The sequence below is a fragment of the Mesorhizobium sp. Root102 genome, assembly GCF_001425625.1.
Lineage (GTDB): Bacteria > Pseudomonadota > Alphaproteobacteria > Rhizobiales > Rhizobiaceae > Mesorhizobium.
In genome coordinates, this window is the sequence record NZ_LMCP01000008.1 from 66613 (window position 1) to 85448 (window position 18836).

The 18836-nt window shown below is 62.0% G+C and carries 15 protein-coding genes; 12 read left to right on the top strand and 3 right to left on the bottom strand.

What is annotated here, in order from left to right:
- The first annotated feature begins 143 nt into the window (after positions 1-143).
- The 8 genes from ASD12_RS09215 to ASD12_RS09250 all read left to right on the top strand — a co-directional run bounded on the left by ASD12_RS09215 (position 144) and on the right by ASD12_RS09250 (position 8368).
- Entirely contained in the window at positions 144-2600 is a 2457-nt protein-coding gene (locus ASD12_RS09215) for a penicillin-binding protein 1A (RefSeq protein ID WP_056584492.1), read from the top strand.
- Positions 2601-2717: 117 nt separating this feature from the next.
- Positions 2718-3849, top strand: a protein-coding gene (gene prfB / locus ASD12_RS09220; protein WP_156389105.1) for a peptide chain release factor 2 whose coding sequence is annotated in 2 segments (ribosomal slippage) — positions 2718-2783 and positions 2785-3849 — 1131 coding nt in all. Because the reading frame shifts where the segments join, the coding sequence is not laid out codon by codon here.
- 78 nt (positions 3850-3927) lie between these two features.
- Positions 3928-4350 (top strand): GFA family protein, encoded by a 423-nt coding sequence (locus tag ASD12_RS09225; RefSeq protein ID WP_082525342.1) that lies wholly within the window; start codon positions 3928-3930, stop codon positions 4348-4350.
- A 192-nt stretch (positions 4351-4542) separates the two neighbouring features.
- Entirely contained in the window at positions 4543-4920 is a 378-nt protein-coding gene (locus tag ASD12_RS09230) for a hypothetical protein (protein ID WP_056584501.1), read from the top strand.
- A gap of 158 nt (positions 4921-5078) precedes the next feature.
- Positions 5079-5447, top strand: coding sequence for a GFA family protein (locus ASD12_RS09235; RefSeq protein WP_056584504.1), 369 nt, complete (start codon positions 5079-5081; stop codon positions 5445-5447).
- A gap of 175 nt (positions 5448-5622) precedes the next feature.
- The gene (locus ASD12_RS09240) at positions 5623-6273 is read left to right on the top strand and encodes an OmpA family protein (protein WP_013531371.1); all 651 of its coding nucleotides are present in this window, start codon (positions 5623-5625) and stop codon (positions 6271-6273) included.
- A gap of 409 nt (positions 6274-6682) precedes the next feature.
- A complete protein-coding gene (locus ASD12_RS09245) occupies positions 6683-7288 on the top strand; it encodes a hypothetical protein (protein WP_056584507.1) in 606 nt (201 codons plus the stop codon).
- Positions 7289-7540: 252 nt separating this feature from the next.
- A complete protein-coding gene (locus tag ASD12_RS09250) occupies positions 7541-8368 on the top strand; it encodes an ankyrin repeat domain-containing protein (RefSeq protein WP_162252229.1) in 828 nt (275 codons plus the stop codon).
- 195 nt (positions 8369-8563) lie between these two features.
- On the opposite strand, the gene ASD12_RS09255 is transcribed toward ASD12_RS09250, so the two are convergent.
- The 3 genes from ASD12_RS09255 to ASD12_RS09265 all read right to left on the bottom strand — a co-directional run bounded on the left by ASD12_RS09255 (position 8564) and on the right by ASD12_RS09265 (position 14669).
- Positions 8564-10168, bottom strand: coding sequence for a DEAD/DEAH box helicase (locus tag ASD12_RS09255; RefSeq protein ID WP_056584511.1), 1605 nt, complete (start codon positions 10166-10168; stop codon positions 8564-8566).
- 192 nt (positions 10169-10360) lie between these two features.
- Positions 10361-11134: an NAD kinase gene (locus ASD12_RS09260; RefSeq protein WP_056584515.1), complete on the bottom strand. Its 774-nt coding sequence runs from the start codon at positions 11132-11134 to the stop codon at positions 10361-10363.
- Positions 11135-11657: 523 nt separating this feature from the next.
- Positions 11658-14669: a caspase family protein gene (locus ASD12_RS09265; RefSeq protein ID WP_056584518.1), complete on the bottom strand. Its 3012-nt coding sequence runs from the start codon at positions 14667-14669 to the stop codon at positions 11658-11660.
- Positions 14670-14943: 274 nt separating this feature from the next.
- Between ASD12_RS09265 and ASD12_RS09270 the strand changes: the two genes are divergently transcribed.
- The 4 genes from ASD12_RS09270 to ASD12_RS09285 are packed head-to-tail and all read left to right on the top strand — an operon-like array spanning position 14944 to position 18820.
- Positions 14944-16026 (top strand): ABC transporter ATP-binding protein, encoded by a 1083-nt coding sequence (locus tag ASD12_RS09270; RefSeq protein ID WP_056584662.1) that lies wholly within the window; start codon positions 14944-14946, stop codon positions 16024-16026.
- Positions 16027-16031: 5 nt separating this feature from the next.
- Entirely contained in the window at positions 16032-16952 is a 921-nt protein-coding gene (locus ASD12_RS09275) for an ABC transporter permease (protein WP_056584520.1), read from the top strand.
- Positions 16945-17745: an ABC transporter permease gene (locus ASD12_RS09280; protein ID WP_056584665.1), complete on the top strand. Its 801-nt coding sequence runs from the start codon at positions 16945-16947 to the stop codon at positions 17743-17745. Before ASD12_RS09275 ends, ASD12_RS09280 begins: the two co-directional genes overlap by 8 nt.
- Before the next feature lie 40 nt (positions 17746-17785).
- On the top strand, positions 17786-18820 hold the full coding sequence (locus tag ASD12_RS09285; RefSeq protein ID WP_056584523.1) for an extracellular solute-binding protein: 1035 nt from the start codon (positions 17786-17788) through the stop codon (positions 18818-18820).
- The last annotated feature ends 16 nt before the right edge of the window (positions 18821-18836 follow it).

Here is an 18836-nt window from a genome sequence, read left to right on the forward strand (position 1 = left end):
TCGCGGCCGCGAAATCCCGCATTGCCGTATTTTGTCCACATGGTGGCGACAAGGGTTTTCGATTACGGATTGGGACCGGCTCGAAAGCTTGCGTGAAAGGCGGCTTCGTTTAGGAAATTCCCGAACCAAGGACTGGAGCGGGTATGATTCGTCTCATTGGCTATTTTTTCGGCATCGGCACGACGCTGGCCCTTCTGGTCGCGGCGGGCGTTGCGATCTACATCGGCCATTTGTCGAAGGATCTGCCCGACTACGAGGTGCTGGCCAAATACGAACCGCCGGTGACCACCCGCATCCATGCGTCTGACGGCGCGCTGATGGCCGAATATGCGCGCGAACGGCGCCTGTATTTGCCGATCCAGGCCATACCGGACCGCGTCAAGGCGGCCTTTCTGTCGGCGGAAGACAAGAACTTCTACAACCATCCCGGCATCGATGTGACCGGCCTTGGCCGCGCCATCATCGTCAACCTGCAGAATCTCGGCTCGGGCCGGCGTCAGGTCGGCGCCTCAACGATCACCCAGCAGGTGGCGAAGAACTTCCTGTTGTCCTCGGACCAGACCTACGAGCGCAAGATCAAGGAGATGATCCTCGCCTTCCGCATCGAGCAGGCCTATCCAAAGGATCGTATTCTCGAGCTCTACCTCAACGAAATCTTCTTCGGCTTCGGCGCCTATGGCGTCGCAGGCGCGGCGCTGACCTATTTCGACAAGTCGGTCAACGAACTGTCCGTGGCCGAGGCCGCGTATCTGGCCTCCCTGCCGAAGGGACCAAACAACTACCACCCCTTCAAGCATGCCGATCGCGCGATTGAGCGCCGCAACTGGGTCATCGACCAGATGGTCGAGAATGGCTACGTCACGCGTGAGGAAGGCGACAAGGCCAAGGCCGAGCCGCTGGGCGTGACGCCGCGCCGCAGCGGTACCTATCTGTTCGCCGGCGAGTACTTCACCGAAGAGGTGCGCCGCCAGATCATCGCCCGTTATGGCGAGAATGCGCTGTACGAAGGCGGCCTTTCCGTCCGCACCACACTCGATCCGAAGATCCAGCTCATTGCCCGCAAGGCGATGCAGAACGGGTTGATGAAATACGACACGCTGCGCGGTTATCGCGGGCCGGTGAAATCGATCGACGTGTCCGGCGACTGGGGCGTGCCGCTGGGCAACGTCAAGGGGCTGGAGGATGTTCCCGAATGGTCGCTCGCCGTGGTGCTCGACAGTTCGGCGACCGGCCTGTCGATCGGTCTGCAGCCAGCGCGCCAGGCGTCGGGCGAGATCGTCAAGGAACGCGTCGAAGGCACCGTCAGCAAGGAGGACATGGGTTTTGCCATGCGGCATGTGGTCGACGGCAAGACCGTCAAGGCCAAGTCGCCGGCGGAGGTGTTGAAGCCGGGCGACGTGATCTTCGTGCAGAAGAACGATGGCTCCGACAATGCCTACAGCCTGCGCCAGGTTCCCGAGGTGGAGGGCGGGCTGATCGCCATGGATCCGCACACCGGCCGCGTGCTGGCCATGGTCGGCGGCTTCTCCTACGCGCAGTCCGAATTCAACCGTGCGACGCAAGCCATGCGTCAGCCGGGTTCCTCGTTCAAGCCGATCGTCTATTCGGCGGCACTCGACAATGGCTATACGCCGGCCTCGGTGATCATGGACGGGCCGATCACCATCCAGAGCGGCAACACGACCTGGACGCCGAAGAATTACGACGGCACCGTTGCTGGTCCGGCGACCCTGCGCTCAGGCATCGAGAAGTCGCGCAACCTGATGACGGTGCGGCTCGCCAATGACATGGGCATGAAGCTGGTCGTCGAATATGCCGAGCGCTTTGGCGTCTACGACCATCTGGCGCCGTATCTGCCGATGGCGCTGGGCTCCGGCGAAACGACCGTGATGCGCATGGTGTCGGCCTATTCGATCATGGCCAATGGCGGCAAGTCGATCAAACCGTCGCTCATCGACCGCATCCAGGACCGCTATGGCAAGACGGTGTTCAAGCAGGATGAACGTGGCTGCCAGGGCTGCAATGCGCCCGAATGGCAGAACCAGCCGGAGCCGGAACTGGTCGACAATTCCGAGCAGGTGCTCGATCCGATGACGGCCTACCAGATCACCTCGATGATGGAAGGTGTCGTGCAGCGCGGCACCGGCGCCACCATCGGCGAACTTGGCCGCCACATCGCCGGCAAGACCGGAACGACGAACGACGAAAAGGACGCTTGGTTCATCGGTTATACGCCCAACCTCGTCGTCGGTCTCTACATGGGCTACGACACGCCGCGCGGCCTTGGCCACGGCGCCACCGGCGGTGGTCTCGCGGCACCAATCTTCAAGGACTTCATGCGGGTGGCGCTGGACGGTACGCCCAATGTCGACTTTAAGGTCCCCGAAGGCATGAATCTGGTCGCCATCAACCGCAAGACCGGCATGCGTGCCGCATCGGGCGATCCCGGCACCATCATCGAAGCCTTCAAGCCGGGCACCGGTCCCGCAGACAGCTATTGGGTGATCGGCATGGGCGCCGACGGCTCCAATGCCACCGGCGGCGCGCTGTCGCCGCAGGCCAATCAAGCCATCCAGTCCGGCGGCGGCGGCCTCTACTGACGATTTTCATGAGCGAATGGGCTGGCCTCGCGCCAGCCCATTTTGCTTTACAGCCGGCGGCGGCGTGCCTATGTATCGCGCCGACCGATTTCAGCAAACAGGACAGAACAGCCAGCCATGCGCGCGGAAACGCAGAATATTGTCGACGAGATCAGGCAGGCGATAACCCTGCTGAGGAGGCATCTTTGACTGGGATCAGGCCATAAAGCGGCTTGAATACCTCAATGTGCGCGCCGAGGACGCCAGCCTCTGGAACGAACCGCTGGAAGCGCAAAAGCTGATGCGCGAACGCCAGGGCCTCGAAGAAGGCATCGCCTCGGTGAAAGGCCTGACGCAGGCGCTGGAAGACAATATCGGCCTGATCGAACTCGGCGAGGAAGAACGCGACGAGGGCGTCATCGCCGAGGCCGAAGCTGCGATCCGCTCGATGCAGGGCGAAGCGAAGGCCCGCCAGGTCGAGACGCTGCTGTCGGGTGAGGCCGACGCCAATGACACCTACCTCGAAGTCCATGCCGGTGCCGGCGGCACCGAAAGCCAGGATTGGGCCTCGATGCTGCTGCGCATGTACACGCGCTGGGCGGAGCGACGCCGCTTCAAGGTCGAGGTGCTGGAAGTGCATGACGGCGAAGAAGCCGGCATCAAGTCCGCAACGCTGCTCATCAAGGGCCACAACGCCTATGGCTGGCTGAAGACGGAATCCGGCGTGCATCGCCTGGTGCGTATTTCGCCCTATGACAGCAATGCTCGCCGCCACACGTCTTTCGCCAGCATCTGGGTCTATCCGGTCATCGACGACACGATCGAGATCGACGTTTCCGAATCCGATGTCCGCATCGACACCTATCGCTCGTCCGGCTCGGGCGGCCAGCACGTCAACACCACCGATTCGGCGGTGCGCATCACGCATCTGGCCACCGGTATCGCGGTTGCCTGCCAGGCCGAACGTTCGCAGCACAAGAACAAGGCCAAGGCCTGGGAGATGCTGCGTTCGCGCCTCTACGAGGAAGAGCTGAAGAAGCGCGAAGCGGTTGCAAACGCCACCGAAGCGTCGAAGAGCGATATCGGCTGGGGTCACCAGATCCGCTCCTATGTGCTGCAGCCCTATCAGCTGGTGAAGGATCTCCGCACCGGCGTCGAGAGCTCCAACCCGTCGAGTGTGCTCGATGGCGACCTCGACGATTTCATGGAAGCCTCGTTGTCGCAGCGCATCGAAGGCGGTGCGGGCGAAGCCGTGGCGGACCTGGACTAGGATATGTCCATATTCAGGTGAGGCCTGCCTGACCTGAATCCAAACATACCCCGGCGTACCACAGCGACGGAGGAGAGGGTGCCGAACAAGCTCACCGGTAAGTGCTTTTGCGGCGCGGTTCACTACGAGGTCGCGGACGAATTCATCTATGCCGCGAATTGCCATTGTTCGAACTGCCGGCGCACCACCGGTTCGGCCTTCAAGCCTTTCGCCGGCATCGAACGCGGCAAGTTTGCCCTGACAGCGGGGCATGACAAGCTCCTGATCTTCGGCGACGAAAGCGGCCATGACGCGCATTGCGGCCGGTGCGGCTCCTTGCTTTATTCGCTCGTGCGCGACGGTGCCTATGTCCATGTCGCCATGGGAACCCTTGTCGAGGATCCGGCCATCCGTCCAAGCGCGCACATTTTCGTCGGCTCGAAAGCCAGCTGGTTCACCATCGCCGACGACCTGCCGCAGTATGAAGGGCACATCGTGGCTGCCGGATCCGTCGAAGAATAGGCTTCGACCGGCCACGCAGCAATTTCTTGCGCCGACTCACATTTGCGCTCACCATCACGGCCTTGAGGGGAGACAAAAAGCATTTATGGCCGGTCGCGGCATATCTGCAAGCTGACGATCCGGCCGCTGGGAAGACACGTTCCGGGAACGGGCAAGCGAAAAGCTTGATGCTCGTTTGAAAGGAACGTTTCCATGTCTGCTGCCACATCCAGATCGGCCAATGCCGTTCAACCGGCTGGCCGACTTTTGTTTTCCCTGTTCGCAATCGGCGCGACCGCAATGCTGACGGCAGCTGCCTTCGCGCATGACGCCACACCTACGGCGGCAAAGCCACAAGGCTGGAGTTACCCATTCGCATGCTGCGCCAATTATGATTGTCGCACGACCCATACTGGCGAAGTGTTGGAAAAACCCGAGGGCTATGTCATCGCCGGGACGGGTGAGGTCGTTCCGATGAGCGACAAGCGCGTCAAGGACAGCCCGGACGGCGAGTTCCACTGGTGTGCGCATCAGGCCGGTCTCGACGCCGGCAAGACGATCTGTCTGTTCGTGCCGCCGCGCTCTTATTGACGACAGAACGGCGGTCGGATGTCTTCGGTCGCGTGCGACGCGGGCCGCAGGCCGGGTTTCCGCGGTTCGGTGGATGCCTGCTGACAGATAGTTGTCAGGAGCACCTCTTTATGCTGCCTTTGCCGCACAGGTCGGCGGGCGACAGGAGGAGTTCGTTGATGACCATCAAGGCAAGCTGTCATTGCAAGGCGACGACATTCGAGGTTTCGCAGGCACCGCAGACGGTGACGCAATGCACCTGTTCGTTCTGCTCGAAACGCGGCTCGCTCTGGGCCTATTACATCCCATCGCAATTCAAGCTCACGAGCCCGCCGGAGAACGTTTCTGTCTACGAGTGGGGGTCGAAAACCGTAAAACACGGTTTTTGCGCCACATGCGGCTGCGGCACCTTCACGCAAACGCCGGACTGGTCGACCGGCGAGCCGGATTTCGACAATCCCAAGATCAGCGTCAACTCGCGGCTGTTCGATGATTTCGATCTCGACAAGGTCGAAGTGGTGGTCATCGATGGCAAGAATCTCTGGTAGCCTGATCAGCCCATTCCGGCACGGCGGTGTGGGGCTTGCGTCGGGCATTGGTCCCCCGGGAAAAGCCGTGGGCGGCGTTTTTGCCGTTCCGCTTTTCGCCGCATTTCATGGTACAAGTCGCGGGAAGGGCTGATTTGGCGCCACCGCAAGGCGTGACTTGGAGAGGGACCATCCTATGAAAAAGACTGTGCTCGTCGTCGTGGCGACGGCTGTGCTCGTGAGTGCCTGCACCACGACCGATCCGTATACCGGCGACCAGAAGATTTCCAATACGGCGGCCGGCGCCGGCCTTGGCGCCCTGGCGGGTGCCAGCCTTGGCCTGCTTGCCGGCGGCAATGACCGTCGCAACGCACTGATCGGCGCCGGCATCGGCGCGCTCGCCGGCGGCGCCATCGGCGCTACCATGGACCAGAACGAAGCCGAACTGCGCCGGCAGCTTGAGGGAACCGGCGTCAGCGTCACCCGTAGCGGCGACCAGATCATCCTCAACATGCCGTCGGACATCACCTTCAACTCGGATCAGGATGCGGTGAAGCCCGGCTTCTACCAGGTGCTGAACTCGGTTGCGCTGGTGCTGAAGAAGTTCAAGCAGACCACGGTCGACGTCTTCGGCCACACCGATTCGACCGGCGGTGACCAGCACAATTTCGACCTGTCGCAGCGCCGCGCTCTGGCAGTCGCCAACTATCTGTCCGGCCAGGGTGTCGATCAGCGCCGCTTCGCCGTCACCGGTTTCGGTAAGACGCGTCCCGTCGCATCCAATGCGACAGCCGAAGGCCGCGCCCAGAACCGCCGCGTCGAGATCCAGCTGTCGCCGCTCACCTGATCTGTTCGGCAAGCCAATGCGAGACGGCCCCCATCTGGGGGCCGTTCAGATTGATTACAAACCCCTCGGTTTTTGGCAGCGGTCAAAATCGAGGGGTTTTGATTCCGATTTGTTCATGGTCTGAATCTGTGACGGTCCGTGAATCTGACGGCGTTTTGACCTGGCCGGAGGTTTGTCAGCAGTCTGGAGGGCCCCCCGATGGGGGCCGTTTTTGTTTGATCTGATGTCGGCGCTCTTCAGAGTGGTGCGTCAGAGAGTTAGCTAGTACTAAATAACCGCTTTTCCGCAACCATGGAAAGGAATAGTATCATTGCTGTTCCGGAGGGGATGAGGCGGTACAACTGGCCGCGCAATCAGCATTTTCCGCCTCGGTCTTGCACGGCCAGATCAGAATGTCTGGGAGGAATGCATGACAAGAACAGCCAGCCTTGGGCGCTGCGGCGTCCTCGCTTTAACAAGTCTCGCAGGCGCATGGTTGGGCGTCGCCACGGCTCTGGCCGATGACGCCAACAAGGCCGACATCGATGCCTTGAAGAAGTCGCTCGCCAAATATGAGGACTACACTGCCGCCGTCCGCGACCTTTATCTGTCGACGGTCGGCTGCGTCTACTACAGCGGAGAAAAGATACCGGGCGCGATGGACTACCCGAAGGGCGCCATGGGTATCCATTTCGTCAATGTCCCGAGTGTCGGCCAGAAGCTCGACCCGATGCACCCCAATGTGCTGATTTACGAACCGACCAAGAAGGGCCTGCGCCTAGTGGGCGTGGAATGGCTCGTGCCACTGACGCCGGACGTCAAGGCGCCGCCGAAGCTTTTTGGCCAAACCTTCATGGGCCCGATGGAGGGACACTATCCGCTCATCCCGAAGGAGTTTGTCCACTACGACCTTCATGCCTGGCTCGGGGACAACCCAAACGGCATGTTCAGTCCAACGAACCCCAACGTGAAATGCAGCAAGGCCGAGTTTCCGATGCTGGAGAAACCGACCAAGATGATGCCTGGGCCGATGTAACGGGCGAGTGAGGCTTGCGGGGGCGTGAACTCATAGACGGGCATGGCTAGATCAAGCACGCATGTCTGCTTGCCAGGCGAAAGCGGCCATCCCCGGCAACCGTTGCCATGTCCCCGCCAGCAAGCCTTGTTCGGATAAACCCGTCATCGAACTCTCATCAGGGAGGATACAATGATCAAGCGGGGGCGCATGTGGGTGATAAGGGCCTCGTGGGCCCTTTGGCTTATTACACTGCCCGCCCAGGCGAGCAACTTGGGTGATCTTGTCAGGAATGGCGACGTCGCAGCGGTGACGTCCGCCTTGGACAAGGGCGCCGCTATCAACGAAATTGACGGTGTCACGGCGCTCTATATCGCCTGCGAAGCCGGACATGTCGAGTTGGCAAAACTTCTGATCAATCGTGGGGCGGACGTTAACCTGCCCGTCAGTTGGCAAAGAACGCCACTCTACGCCGCCAACAAGGGGGGGCACGCCGACATCGTGAAGCTGTTGCTCGACAATGGGGCCGATCCAAATCAGTTGGCCAAAGCCCAGACCCCGCTGCACGTGGCTGCAGAGAATGGCTGCCTTCAGTGCGTCATCCATCTTGTGGATGCTGGAGCAGAGATCAATGCACTGACATCGAATGGAAATCCGCCCATACATTTGGCCAAGCTCAGTGGTCACGACGACGTCGTGGCCTACTTGCGCAGTCATGGCGCCGCACGGCCGGCCCTAGCGCCGATTTCGCCACGACTTGCATCGGCAAACGCTGAATCGGGCAAAGAACTTTTCGGCAGAACGTGCGGGGTTTGTCATCTTGCAGCGCCGGGCGTCAAGGTTTCCAAAAAGGCCAATCTGTGGGGCATCGTTGGGCGGCGGAAGGCTTCGCAAAGCGATGTCGAGTATTCGTCAAGCTTGAAGGACGCTGGTGGCGATTGGACCTTCGAGGAGCTCAATCTTTTTATCTCAAACCCCGCACTCACTTTGCCTGGAACAGATATGATTTTCCCGGGTCTGCAGGACGAGAAGCAGCGAGCAGACGTCATCGCCCACCTGCGGACCTTGAGTGACACACCGCTGCCGCTTCCCAACAATTGATTGCTCTTGTCTGGCGGGTACTGTGGTGCCGGCCGATACACGCCTTGTGGCCGGAAGGCAGATCATCTTCCGCCAAGGTTCGCACGTTCCTGGATATGTTGGCGTCCGGCCTGGATCTCAAAAACCTTTAGCCGCCAGATCGCTTTCGCAAGCGGCTACAGGCTTTGCGCGTCCAAAAGGACGCGCGCCGCAATATCAGACCTTGGCGACGATCCGCATGAAGGCCGGCATGTCATCGCCGAAGCCTACGGTGGAGTCGTTGTCTTCCTGGTGGCGTTGGCGGGCAGGGCGGTTGTTGTCGCGCTGCGGTCTGGTGTCGCCGCGCTCCGGCGCGCGCTGTTCGTTGCGATCCGATGATTTGCGCTCGGTGTTTTCCGAACGGATCGCTTCCTTGCGCACGCGCCGTTCGCCGATGTCGGCGACCGCGGTCTCGGCCACATCGGGCTGTTCCTCGCGCACCGTTGCCGGTGCCGCATCTTCGCTGTGCCTGGCGTGGCGTTCGCGTGGTTTGCGATCGCCGCCCTTTTCCCTGCGATCATGGTCCTTGCGGTCATCGTCCTTGCGGCCGGCGCGGCGCGGCGCGCCCTTGCCACGGCGCGGAGCATCGTCCTCGCCGCCTTCGCTGGCGACCACTGTCGACAGGTCGCCGTCATGCCATTCGATCTTGTTGCCGATCAGCCGCTCGATGGCGTCGATGTACTTGGTGTCCGATTTGGTCGCGATGGTGAAGGACTTGCCCGAGCGTCCGGCGCGGCCGGTGCGGCCAATGCGGTGGACATAGTCCTCGGCATGGATCGGCACGTCGTAGTTGAAGACGTGGCTGACATCGGGGATGTCGAGGCCGCGCGCGGCGACGTCGGAAGCGACAAGGTAGCGCAGCTTGCCGTCGCGGAAATTGGCCAGCATCTGCATGCGCGCGCGCTGGTCCATGTCGCCGTGCAGCGCACCGGCGTCGAAATCATACTTCAGCAGCGAGCGGAACAGCTCCGACACTTCGACCTTGCGGTTGCAGAAGATGATGGCGTTCTTCAGCTCCGCATCCTCGGCCTTGATCAGGTTGCGCAGCGTCTCGCGCTTGTCCCATGGCTTGGAACCGGACTTGACCAGGCGCTGGATGATGTTGGTCGCCGCGGACGCGGCCTTCGAGACCTCGACGCGCACCGGCGCGTGCAGGAATTTCTCGGTGAGCTTGGTGATCTCTGGCGGCATCGTCGCCGAGAAGAACAGCGTCTGCCTGGTGAACGGGATCATCTCGCAGATGCGCTCGATGTCGGGAATGAAGCCCATGTCGAGCATGCGGTCCGCTTCGTCGATGACGAGGATTTCGACGCCGTTGAGCAGCAGCTTGCCGCGCTCGCGGTGGTCGAGCAGGCGGCCGGGCGTTGCGATCAGCACGTCGGCGCCGCGCTCCAGCTTCTTGTCCTGTTCGTCGAACGACACGCCGCCGATCAGAAGTGCGATGTTGAGCTTGTGGTTCTTGCCATACCTGATGAAATTCTCTTCGACCTGTGCGGCGAGCTCGCGCGTCGGCTCCAGGATCAGCGTGCGCGGCATGCGGGCACGAGCCCGGCCTTTTTCGAGGCGGGTCAGCATTGGCAGCACAAAGGAAGCCGTTTTGCCGGTGCCTGTCTGGGCGATGCCCAGAATATCCTTGCCGAGCAGGGCGTGCGGAATGGCGCCAGCCTGGATCGGCGTCGGCTGGGTGTAGCCGGCATCGGTGACTGCGGAAAGGACCTTCGGCGACAGGCCGAGGTCTGCGAAGGTCAACGCTTCTTGAGCGGTCGTGGTGTCTGAGGACAAGTGTTGTGGTCTTTGGCTGGTTCGGGGAAGCGCAACGGCGTCTGTCGCGGCAAGCGCCACGCGCCTGCAAGATTGGTATTGCGATTAGGCGCAAGCCCGCGATTTGTCAACAGAAACGGGCGGCATTGGCACGATTGTGAAGTTGTAACCTTAATCGGGATGCTTAATCGAGCTGTCGGTCATTGCGCCGGCTCAGTAGCGGAACTGCTCGGCGAGGATGCGTTCGTTCCAGGAATGATTGGGATCGAACAGCAACGTTGCTGTCGCCGTTGGTGATTCCCTGACCGTTACCGAGGTCACCGCCTTGACCTCGGTATGGTCGGCGGCGGCGTTCACCGGCCGCTTTTCCGGCTCGAGAATGTCGAAGCGCACGGTCGCCTTGTTGGAGAGCAGCGCGCCGCGCCAGCGGCGCGGGCGAAAAGGGCTGACCGGGGTCAGCGCCAGCAGCGGCGCATCGAGCGGCAGGATCGGCCCGTGTGCGGAAAGATTATAGGCGGTGGATCCGGCAGGCGTCGCGATCATCACACCGTCGCAGCTGAGTTCCTCGAGCCGTACCTGCTCGTCGACGGTGATACGGATCTTGGCCGTCTGGTAGGATTGGCGCCACAGCGCCACCTCGTTGATCGCCAGCGCTGAAACCGTTTCGCCTTCCGAGGTGACGGCCTGCATCTCCAGCGGGCGGATCGTTTCGGCGACGGCGGCCGCGATGCGCTCGGCGAGACCACCGTACCGGTATTCGTTCATCAGGAAACCGATGGTGCCACGGTTCATGCCGTAGACCTTCTTGCCGGTTCCCATCGTGTCGCGCAGGGTCTGCAGCAGGAAGCCGTCACCGCCAAGCGCGACGACGATCCCGGCATCCTCGACGGATGACTGGCCATAGCGCGCCGACAGGCTTTCCAACGCCGCCTTGGCATCTGATGTGTCGGACGAGACGAATGCGATGCGGCTGGCGGCTTTGCTCATGGCTCCCCGATGACGACGGTTGGCGGCGGCAGGTTGCTGGACCGCGCCAGCGTCGGGGTAGCATGTGCGGGGCATGTCTGCAAAGGGAGCCGCCATCCCGGATGGCAAGGCGACCGCGGAACGGCGGAATGCGGACTTGCCGTTCGCGCATCATGTCAAAGGCTACGCGAATGTGATGGTTAAGACCGGGCTTAAACTCTCGTAAAGCCGGATCGGTCATGTTAGCCGGCAGTGGATGGGTGGCGTGGGGCCTAGCCAGTAGAGGCCGACACATTGCCGGTAACACGCCTGATCATCGTCTTCCTGATGCTGGGAAGCTTCGCGCTTCTCTTTGCCGAACTTGTGCGCCAGTCCGAAGAGACGAGCTTCCGGCCTCAGCCCACGGCGTCGCGCTGTGGTGACGCCGCCGGGGCGCCATGCCCGCAAAGGGCGCTGTAACTCCCGAACGCATACGGATCATCGGCTTGATGACCAACGGCGTCAGCGCTTGCGTGGCCGAGGATTTGATGCAAAGAACGGCCGTTTACTGCATCACCACCTGCAAATTGGCGTTGCCGTAGAACGTGTAGGCAAGATAGGTAGGGTCGCCGGTTTCATAGAAGCGCTTGCGCACCACTTGCAGCATCTCGGCGAGATAAACCGGTCCGTCCTTGAGGCGCGTACTGATGCCACCATAGAAGTCGATCGAGAAGGCGGCGGCGGCGCGGTCGGTCAGCGGCCACATGCCGCCGATGAAGCCGGATGCGCCGCCCGCCAGCACCGCTGGACCCCAGCCCTGCACGAAACCGCCGAGCAACTGGGACTTGCCCGTATCGCAGGCATTGAAGAAATAGAATGGATTGCCCTTGCCATGCGCGGCGGCAACCAGCGCGCGCCAGGTATCGGGGTCGAGCGACTGGTCGACGAGGTCGATGGCAAAGATCGGCCGGCCGCTGCTCGGCTGGTTGACCGCACCGTGCCCGGAGAAATGGATGAAGCCGGTCGAGACCTCGCCGATCAGTTTTTCGAAGGAGACGAAATCGCCATCGAAGCGGCGGTAGCCGGCGAGCTTGCTCAGCGCGTCGATCTCGACCTCTTGGAACGGCAGCGACCGCTTGTCGACATAGGAGGGAGCGACAGCCGCGACGCCGGTAAAAGCCATGCGGTCGAGCGGATTGTCGACCTGCGAGGATGTGCTGCGCGGCGCCCAGCGCGCCAGCCGGTAGCTCATGCCGAGGAAGCCGTCGCGGGTTGCGCCATCCGCGCTTTGCGGGCGGATCAACTCCCAGGGCAGCGTGGGGCTGTTCGAGGTGATCTGGATCGAATGCAGTTCGCCCTTGTCGCGCAGCGACCAGAACACATCCTTGAACGCCTCCGGCGCGTAATCGCGGTAGAGCGCGTCGCCGAAGCCTTCTGCGGCCAGCGTGACAAAGCGCTTTTGCGCGTCCGGGTCGCTGCTTGTGGCAGGCTGTTGCAGTGACACCGCGCCGCGCAGGCTGAGGCCGAGTTGCAGCAGCCGGAGGTACTGCGAGTCCAGCCATGCCGCCATTTGCGGCGGCGTCGAGAACGTATCGGTCACCGGGCCGGCCAGATGCGGCGAATGGATGATGATCTGGCCAGGGCCAAGTCCGCTCGGGTCGTCATAAAGGATGGTGACATCAAGATCGGGAACGTCATCGCTGGTGTCGCCGCCAAGCCTGACATAGCCTGTCGTCGCCGGTTGCGGTGGCGCGGAGGCCAGCATCAGCGTGGCAGGCGCGGCAGGGCGATTGGCTGGCGCATCCTGGGTGCTGGCTTCAACGGGCGCCGTTCGACGAACAATGACGGGTCGCGACGCCGATCCGAGAAACCGTCCGGCGCTGTAGATACGGGCGATGAACTGGGCGGGCTTGCTGTCTTTTGCAATGGGCCGTGCCTTGAGGTCGAAGCGGATGAAATCGCTGTCCCCCTGGCGATAGAGGGTCGTCTGCCGGCTCCATTTGCCGCCGTCGACAAGGTCGAAACCGCTGGCGAAGAGATCGATGTCGATGGGCCATTGCTCTGCCCCGGCCGGCATGGCCATAGCCAAGGCGCCGTTTGCCGTCACCGTCGAACCGGGAGCCGCTTTCACCTTCACCTCAGGCGTCAATAGCTCTTCGGTCAGCGCGATCGAAACGGTCACCGTTTCGCCGGCCACGACCTCATCGGGCGCGTCGATGGTCGGATGTCGCACCACCTCGACCGCATTGTTATCGACAGGTGGAGACACCATGCCAGGAGGCGCGTCCAACGGCAGCACAGGAGGCTCTTCGGCGGTTGCCGTGTCGGGCAGCGGGGCAAGCGGCTCAATGACAGGGGGTGGGGCGGGTACCGGCGCCGGGATGGGCGGCAGTGCGGGCTCCATGCCGCTGGCTTGGCCATCCTCCTGATAGGTGCTGCCGAGATTGTCCTGCGCCGCGGCGGCGGCCTTGGCCGCCTCCTCTTCGTACTGTTTTCGAGCCTGTTCCTCATCCTGCCGTTGCTGCTGTTGTTGTCGGCGTTTGTATTCCTCGTATGCGGCGGCCTCAGCGGCACTGCTTCCCGCCCAAGAATCGGGACTGCCAGACCCCGGTGCAACGTCCATCGGGTAAGGCTCCTGGCTGCTGCCATCGAAGCTGCCGGAGCCATAGTCACCGCCGCCGCCCCAGCCGCCCCCCTCGGAATCGTAGCCACCGCCGCCGCCGCTTGCCATCGGTGGCGGCGCGGGTTCAGGCGCAACGGCTTTCGGCGGTGCCTCGGTCGGGCCAGGTGCGGCGGCGACCGGCTCGTCCGGCGCCGGCACAAATTGGCCGTCTGCCGAAAGGCCATAGGCCACCCACGGCGACTGAGCACCGAATGTCTTGTCGGCAACGGTTTGCGTGACCGAGGCGAGTATGGCGCGGATGTTCATGCCCCGCCTGCTCAGCGCTGCCGTGAGCGCGTCGGCAAACACCGTGACCGGTTTGGCTTCGTTCAGCGCGACGGTTCCCGGTTGGGCGGAAGAGGCGACGATGGCGTTGGACGGCGGACCCACCGCCGCCAGCCCTGGCGTCACGCCCGCAGCAGCGGTGGATCCATCGCCGGGATTATCCAGCAAAACCAGTTTGAATGTCGGCGTTGCCTCGAGCGCTTGCACGAACAGATCGAGAGGCAATGCCGTCTGGTCTATCGCTTGCTTTGAACCGGTCCGCGCGCCGCGCGTCAGCAGATAGTTCCTGTCATTGGTCCGAGCCGTATGGCCGACATAGTAGAAGATGCCGACGGAATCGGCGGCACTCAGCGACTTGGCGAAATCATACATGGCGCGCGCCACATCGGCGCGGTCGCCATCGGACACCTGCCGGACGGTGAACCCAAGGGACCGCAGGCTCGCTGCAATGAGTTCGGCGCTGAGCTCGGCGTTGGCGATGGCCGGCGCGCCCTCGTAGGTCGGACTGGCAACGACCAACGCGATACGCTCCTCGCCGCGCGCGGCGGAGAAGAGCACCATTGTCATCAGCAGCACGGCCGCCAGAAGGCGCATGACCTTGACCCAAGCCTCGCAAGCCGCGTTGATCATGCCAAAGCCCGCCCCAATTCAACTACGGCCTCATTGTTGACTATAGCATTCCGGATCGCCAGCGCACCGGCGCATGTTTGATGGCAACAAGGCGTCCTTCAGGCGAATTTGTCGACGCAATCCGGAGCCGCATGAGAATGGTCGCCCTTTATCGCATTGGTCGAAAAGATATTGACTGTATATTTAGTCACAGTTATTCCTGAGGTCGAGGATTGAGTTGGCCAGCCGGCGTTGCCGGTGAATGGTCACGAAGGAGGGGAATATCTTGACAGCCATGCGGCCCGCCGTTGAGGCGAACGGCGTCACCAGGGTCTTTCGGGGAACCGGCCAGGATTCGGTCAGAGCGCTCGACAACGTCTCCGTCGCGATCCGCGAAAATGAATTCTTCACGCTGCTTGGCCCATCTGGCTGCGGAAAGACGACGCTGCTCAGGCTGATCGCCGGCTTCGATTTTCCGACCGACGGCGAGATCCTGTTGTATGGCCAGGACATCGCACCGCTGCCGCCGTTCAGGCGGCCGGTCAACACCGTTTTCCAGTCCTATGCGCTGTTCCCGCACATGACGGTCGCCGACAACATCGGCTTCGGCCTGAAGATGCTGGGCAGGCCGAAGGCAGAGATCGAGGTGCGTGTCGACGCGATGCTGAAGCTGGTCCACATGCAGGAATTGAAGAACCGGCGCACCAGCCAGATCTCCGGCGGCCAGCAGCAGCGCGTGGCGCTGGCCCGGGCGCTCGCGCCACAGCCGAAGGTGCTGCTGCTCGACGAGCCGCTGTCGGCGCTCGACTACAAGCTGCGCAAGGAAATGCAGATCGAATTGAAGCGGCTGCAGCACGAGACCGGCATCACCTTCATCTTCGTCACCCACGACCAGGAAGAGGCGCTGACCATGTCGGATCGCATCGCGGTGATGTCGTCGGGCAACATCCTGCAGGTCGGCACACCATGGGATGTCTATGACCACCCGGCGGAGCGGTTCGTCGCCGACTTCATCGGCGAGACGAACTTCCTGACCGGCACGGTCGAAAGTGCGGGCAATGGCCAGGCGCAGGTCGCCTTGCGCTCGGGTGCGAAGATCCGCGCGACCGCCGCCGTCGACTTCCGCGTCGGCAGCAACGCGACACTGATGGTTCGGCCCGAACATGCGAAGCTCGTCAAAGGCCGCGGCGATCTCTGCGGCACGATCGAGAACATCGTCTATTTCGGCACCGACACGCATATCCATGTGCGGCTGGACGAAGGCGATGTCTTCATGGTGCGCCAGCAGAATTCGCGCAGCGCCGGCTGTGGTTTCGAAAACGGCACCAGGGTTGGCATTCAGATCGGCGACAATGCCGCGCAGTTGCTGAAGGACTAGGGGCCATGGCAACCGCGAGTGAGGTCGCCGAACAGGCTGAACGTGACGATATCCGGTTGCGCTGGCTGCTTTCGGCCCCGGCGCTGCTGATCGTCTTCCTCGCTGCCCTTGGGCCGCTGCTGATCGTGGTCGTCTATTCCTTCCTGACGCCAGGCAATTACGGCGATGTGAAATGGCAGTTCTCGACCGACGCCTGGGTGAGCGTGCTGTTCGAGCGTGATGTCTTTGACGACACGGTGTCCTTTGCCACTGCGTATCTGTCGATCTTCTGGCGCTCGGTGTCGCTGTCGCTGGCAACCACCGTTCTGACCCTGACCCTCGGCTTTCCCACCGCCTATTTCATCGCCACGCGGCCGGATCACCGGCGCGACATCTGGCTGTTCCTGATCACCATACCGTTCTGGACGAACCTTCTGATCCGCACCTTCGCCATGCAGGAAGTGCTGCGCAATGACGGCATCATCAATTCAGCACTGCAACTGCTTGGCATCGCCGACCACCCCGTCCAGCTGATGTACACCAACTTCGCCGTCCTGGCCGGCATGGTCTACGTCTTCCTGCCGCTGATGGTGCTGCCGCTCTACGCCAGCATGGAGAAGATCGACTTCCGCCTTGTCGAGGCGGGCTATGATCTCTACGCGACGCGGTTCGAGGTGTTGAGGCGCATCATCGTCCCGCTGGTAACGCCGGGCATCGTCGCCGGCTCGATCCTCGTCTTCATTCCTTCGCTTGGCGCCTACGTGACGCCGCGCGTGCTGGGCGGCGGTACCAATCTGATGATCGGCAATCTGATCGAGCTGCAGTTCGGCCAGGGCCGAAACTGGCCGCTTGGTGCGGCGCTGTCGATCACCTTGATGGTTATCGTCATGGTGGCGCTGCTGTTTTATGTCCGCAACACGACCAGGTCGGATGGCGCCCATGGCTAAGCGCTTCGACGTCCGGCGGCAGAACGGCTTCGTCAGCCTGGCGATACTGTGTTTCTTCCTGCTTTATCTGCCGATCGCCACCCTGGTGGTCTACGCCTTCAACGACAACGATTCCCTGGCGATCTGGAAGGGCTTCTCGCTGCGCTGGTTCCATGTGGCCTGGAACAATGGGCTGGTGATCGAATCGTCGATCCGCTCGTTCCAGATCGCCGCCGTCGCTGCGCTGCTGGCGACGATCTCGGCGACCATGGCGGCGCTCGCGACGACCCGGACCAATCCCTATCGCGGGCTGACCTTCAAATACGCCTTCATCAACCAGCCGCTGATGGTGCCGGAGATCGTCACCGCTGTGGCACTGCTGATCGTGTTTTCGCGCATCAAGATCTGGACCGGCTATTCCGGCCTCGGCTACCTCGTCGCCGCGCACACCGCTTTCTGCGTCCCCTTTGCCTATCTGCCGATCCGGGCGCGGCTCGAAAGCATGGACCTGGCGCTCGAAACCGCGGCGGCGGACCTCTATGCGACCAAATGGAAGACGTTCCGGCATGTGACCTTGCCGCTGCTTTGGCCGGGCATTCTGGCCGGGCTGATGCTCGCCTTCGTCGTCTCGCTGGATGACGTCGTCATCACCGAATTCGTCAAATCCGGCGGCCAGGACACGCTGCCCACCTACATGCTCGGCCAGATCCGCCGCGGCGTTACACCCGAGATCAATGCCATCTCGACAGCGTTCCTGCTGCTGTCGATCGGCATCGTCACCGCCTTCTTTTTCGTCAGCAGGAAACGGACCTGAGGCGGCTTTGCCGCCGGTCCCAACAATGGGAGCATGGAGCATGAACTGGAAATTGACCGCGACGGCCATCGGGCTGTCGCTGCTGACTGTCACGGGCGTTGCCCGTGCCGAGGGCGAACTCAACATCTACAATTGGGGCAACTACACCAGCCCCGATCTGATCAAGAAGTTCGAGGAGACCTACAAGGTCAAGGTCACCGTCACCGACTTCGATTCCAACGACACCGCACTTGCCAAGATCCGCCAGGGTGGGGCCGGTTTCGACATCGTCGTGCCTTCGGCAAGCGTCGTTCCGATCTGGATCAGCGAGGGGCTGTTGCTTGAATCGCGCCCGGACCAGATGGAGAATTTCAAGAATGTCGATCCCAAATGGGTCGACGTGCCATTCGATCCGGGCCGCAAATACACCGTTCCATGGCAGTGGGGCACGACTGGCGTGTCGGTCAACAAGTCGGTCTATTCCGGCGACATCAACACGTCCGCGATCTTCCTCGATCCGCCGCCCGAGCTCGTCGGCAAGATCAATGTCGTCCCTGAAATGGGTGACATCATGTTCCTCGCCATCGCCTATGAAGGCGGCCAGTACTGTACCGACGACAAGGTGCTGCTGAAGAAGGTGCGCGACAAGCTGGTCGAGGCCAAGGCGAAATGGCTGTCCTTCGACTATGGCGCCGTCGACGGCCTGGGCAAGGGCGACATCGCCGCCGGCGTCAACTGGAACGGCATTTCGCTGCGCCAGCGGATGCAGAACGACAAGATCGTCTACGGCTATCCCAGGGAAGGCTACCCGATCTGGATGGACAATGTCGCGGTGCTGAAGGACGCCAAAAACGTCGAGAATGCCAAGCTTTTCCAGAACTTCATCATGGACCCGCAGAACGCCGCCATGATCTCGGCCTTCGCGCGGTATTCGAACGGCATCAAGGGCTCGGAAGCCTTCATGCCTGCGGACATGAAAGGGGCGCCGGAAGTCGATGTTCCCGCGCAATTCGCCGCCAAGGGCCAGTTCATGCAGGCCTGTCCGCCTGATGTGCAGGCGCTCTACACGAAAATCTGGACCGACCTTCAGAAATAACCTGATCCGGGTTCTC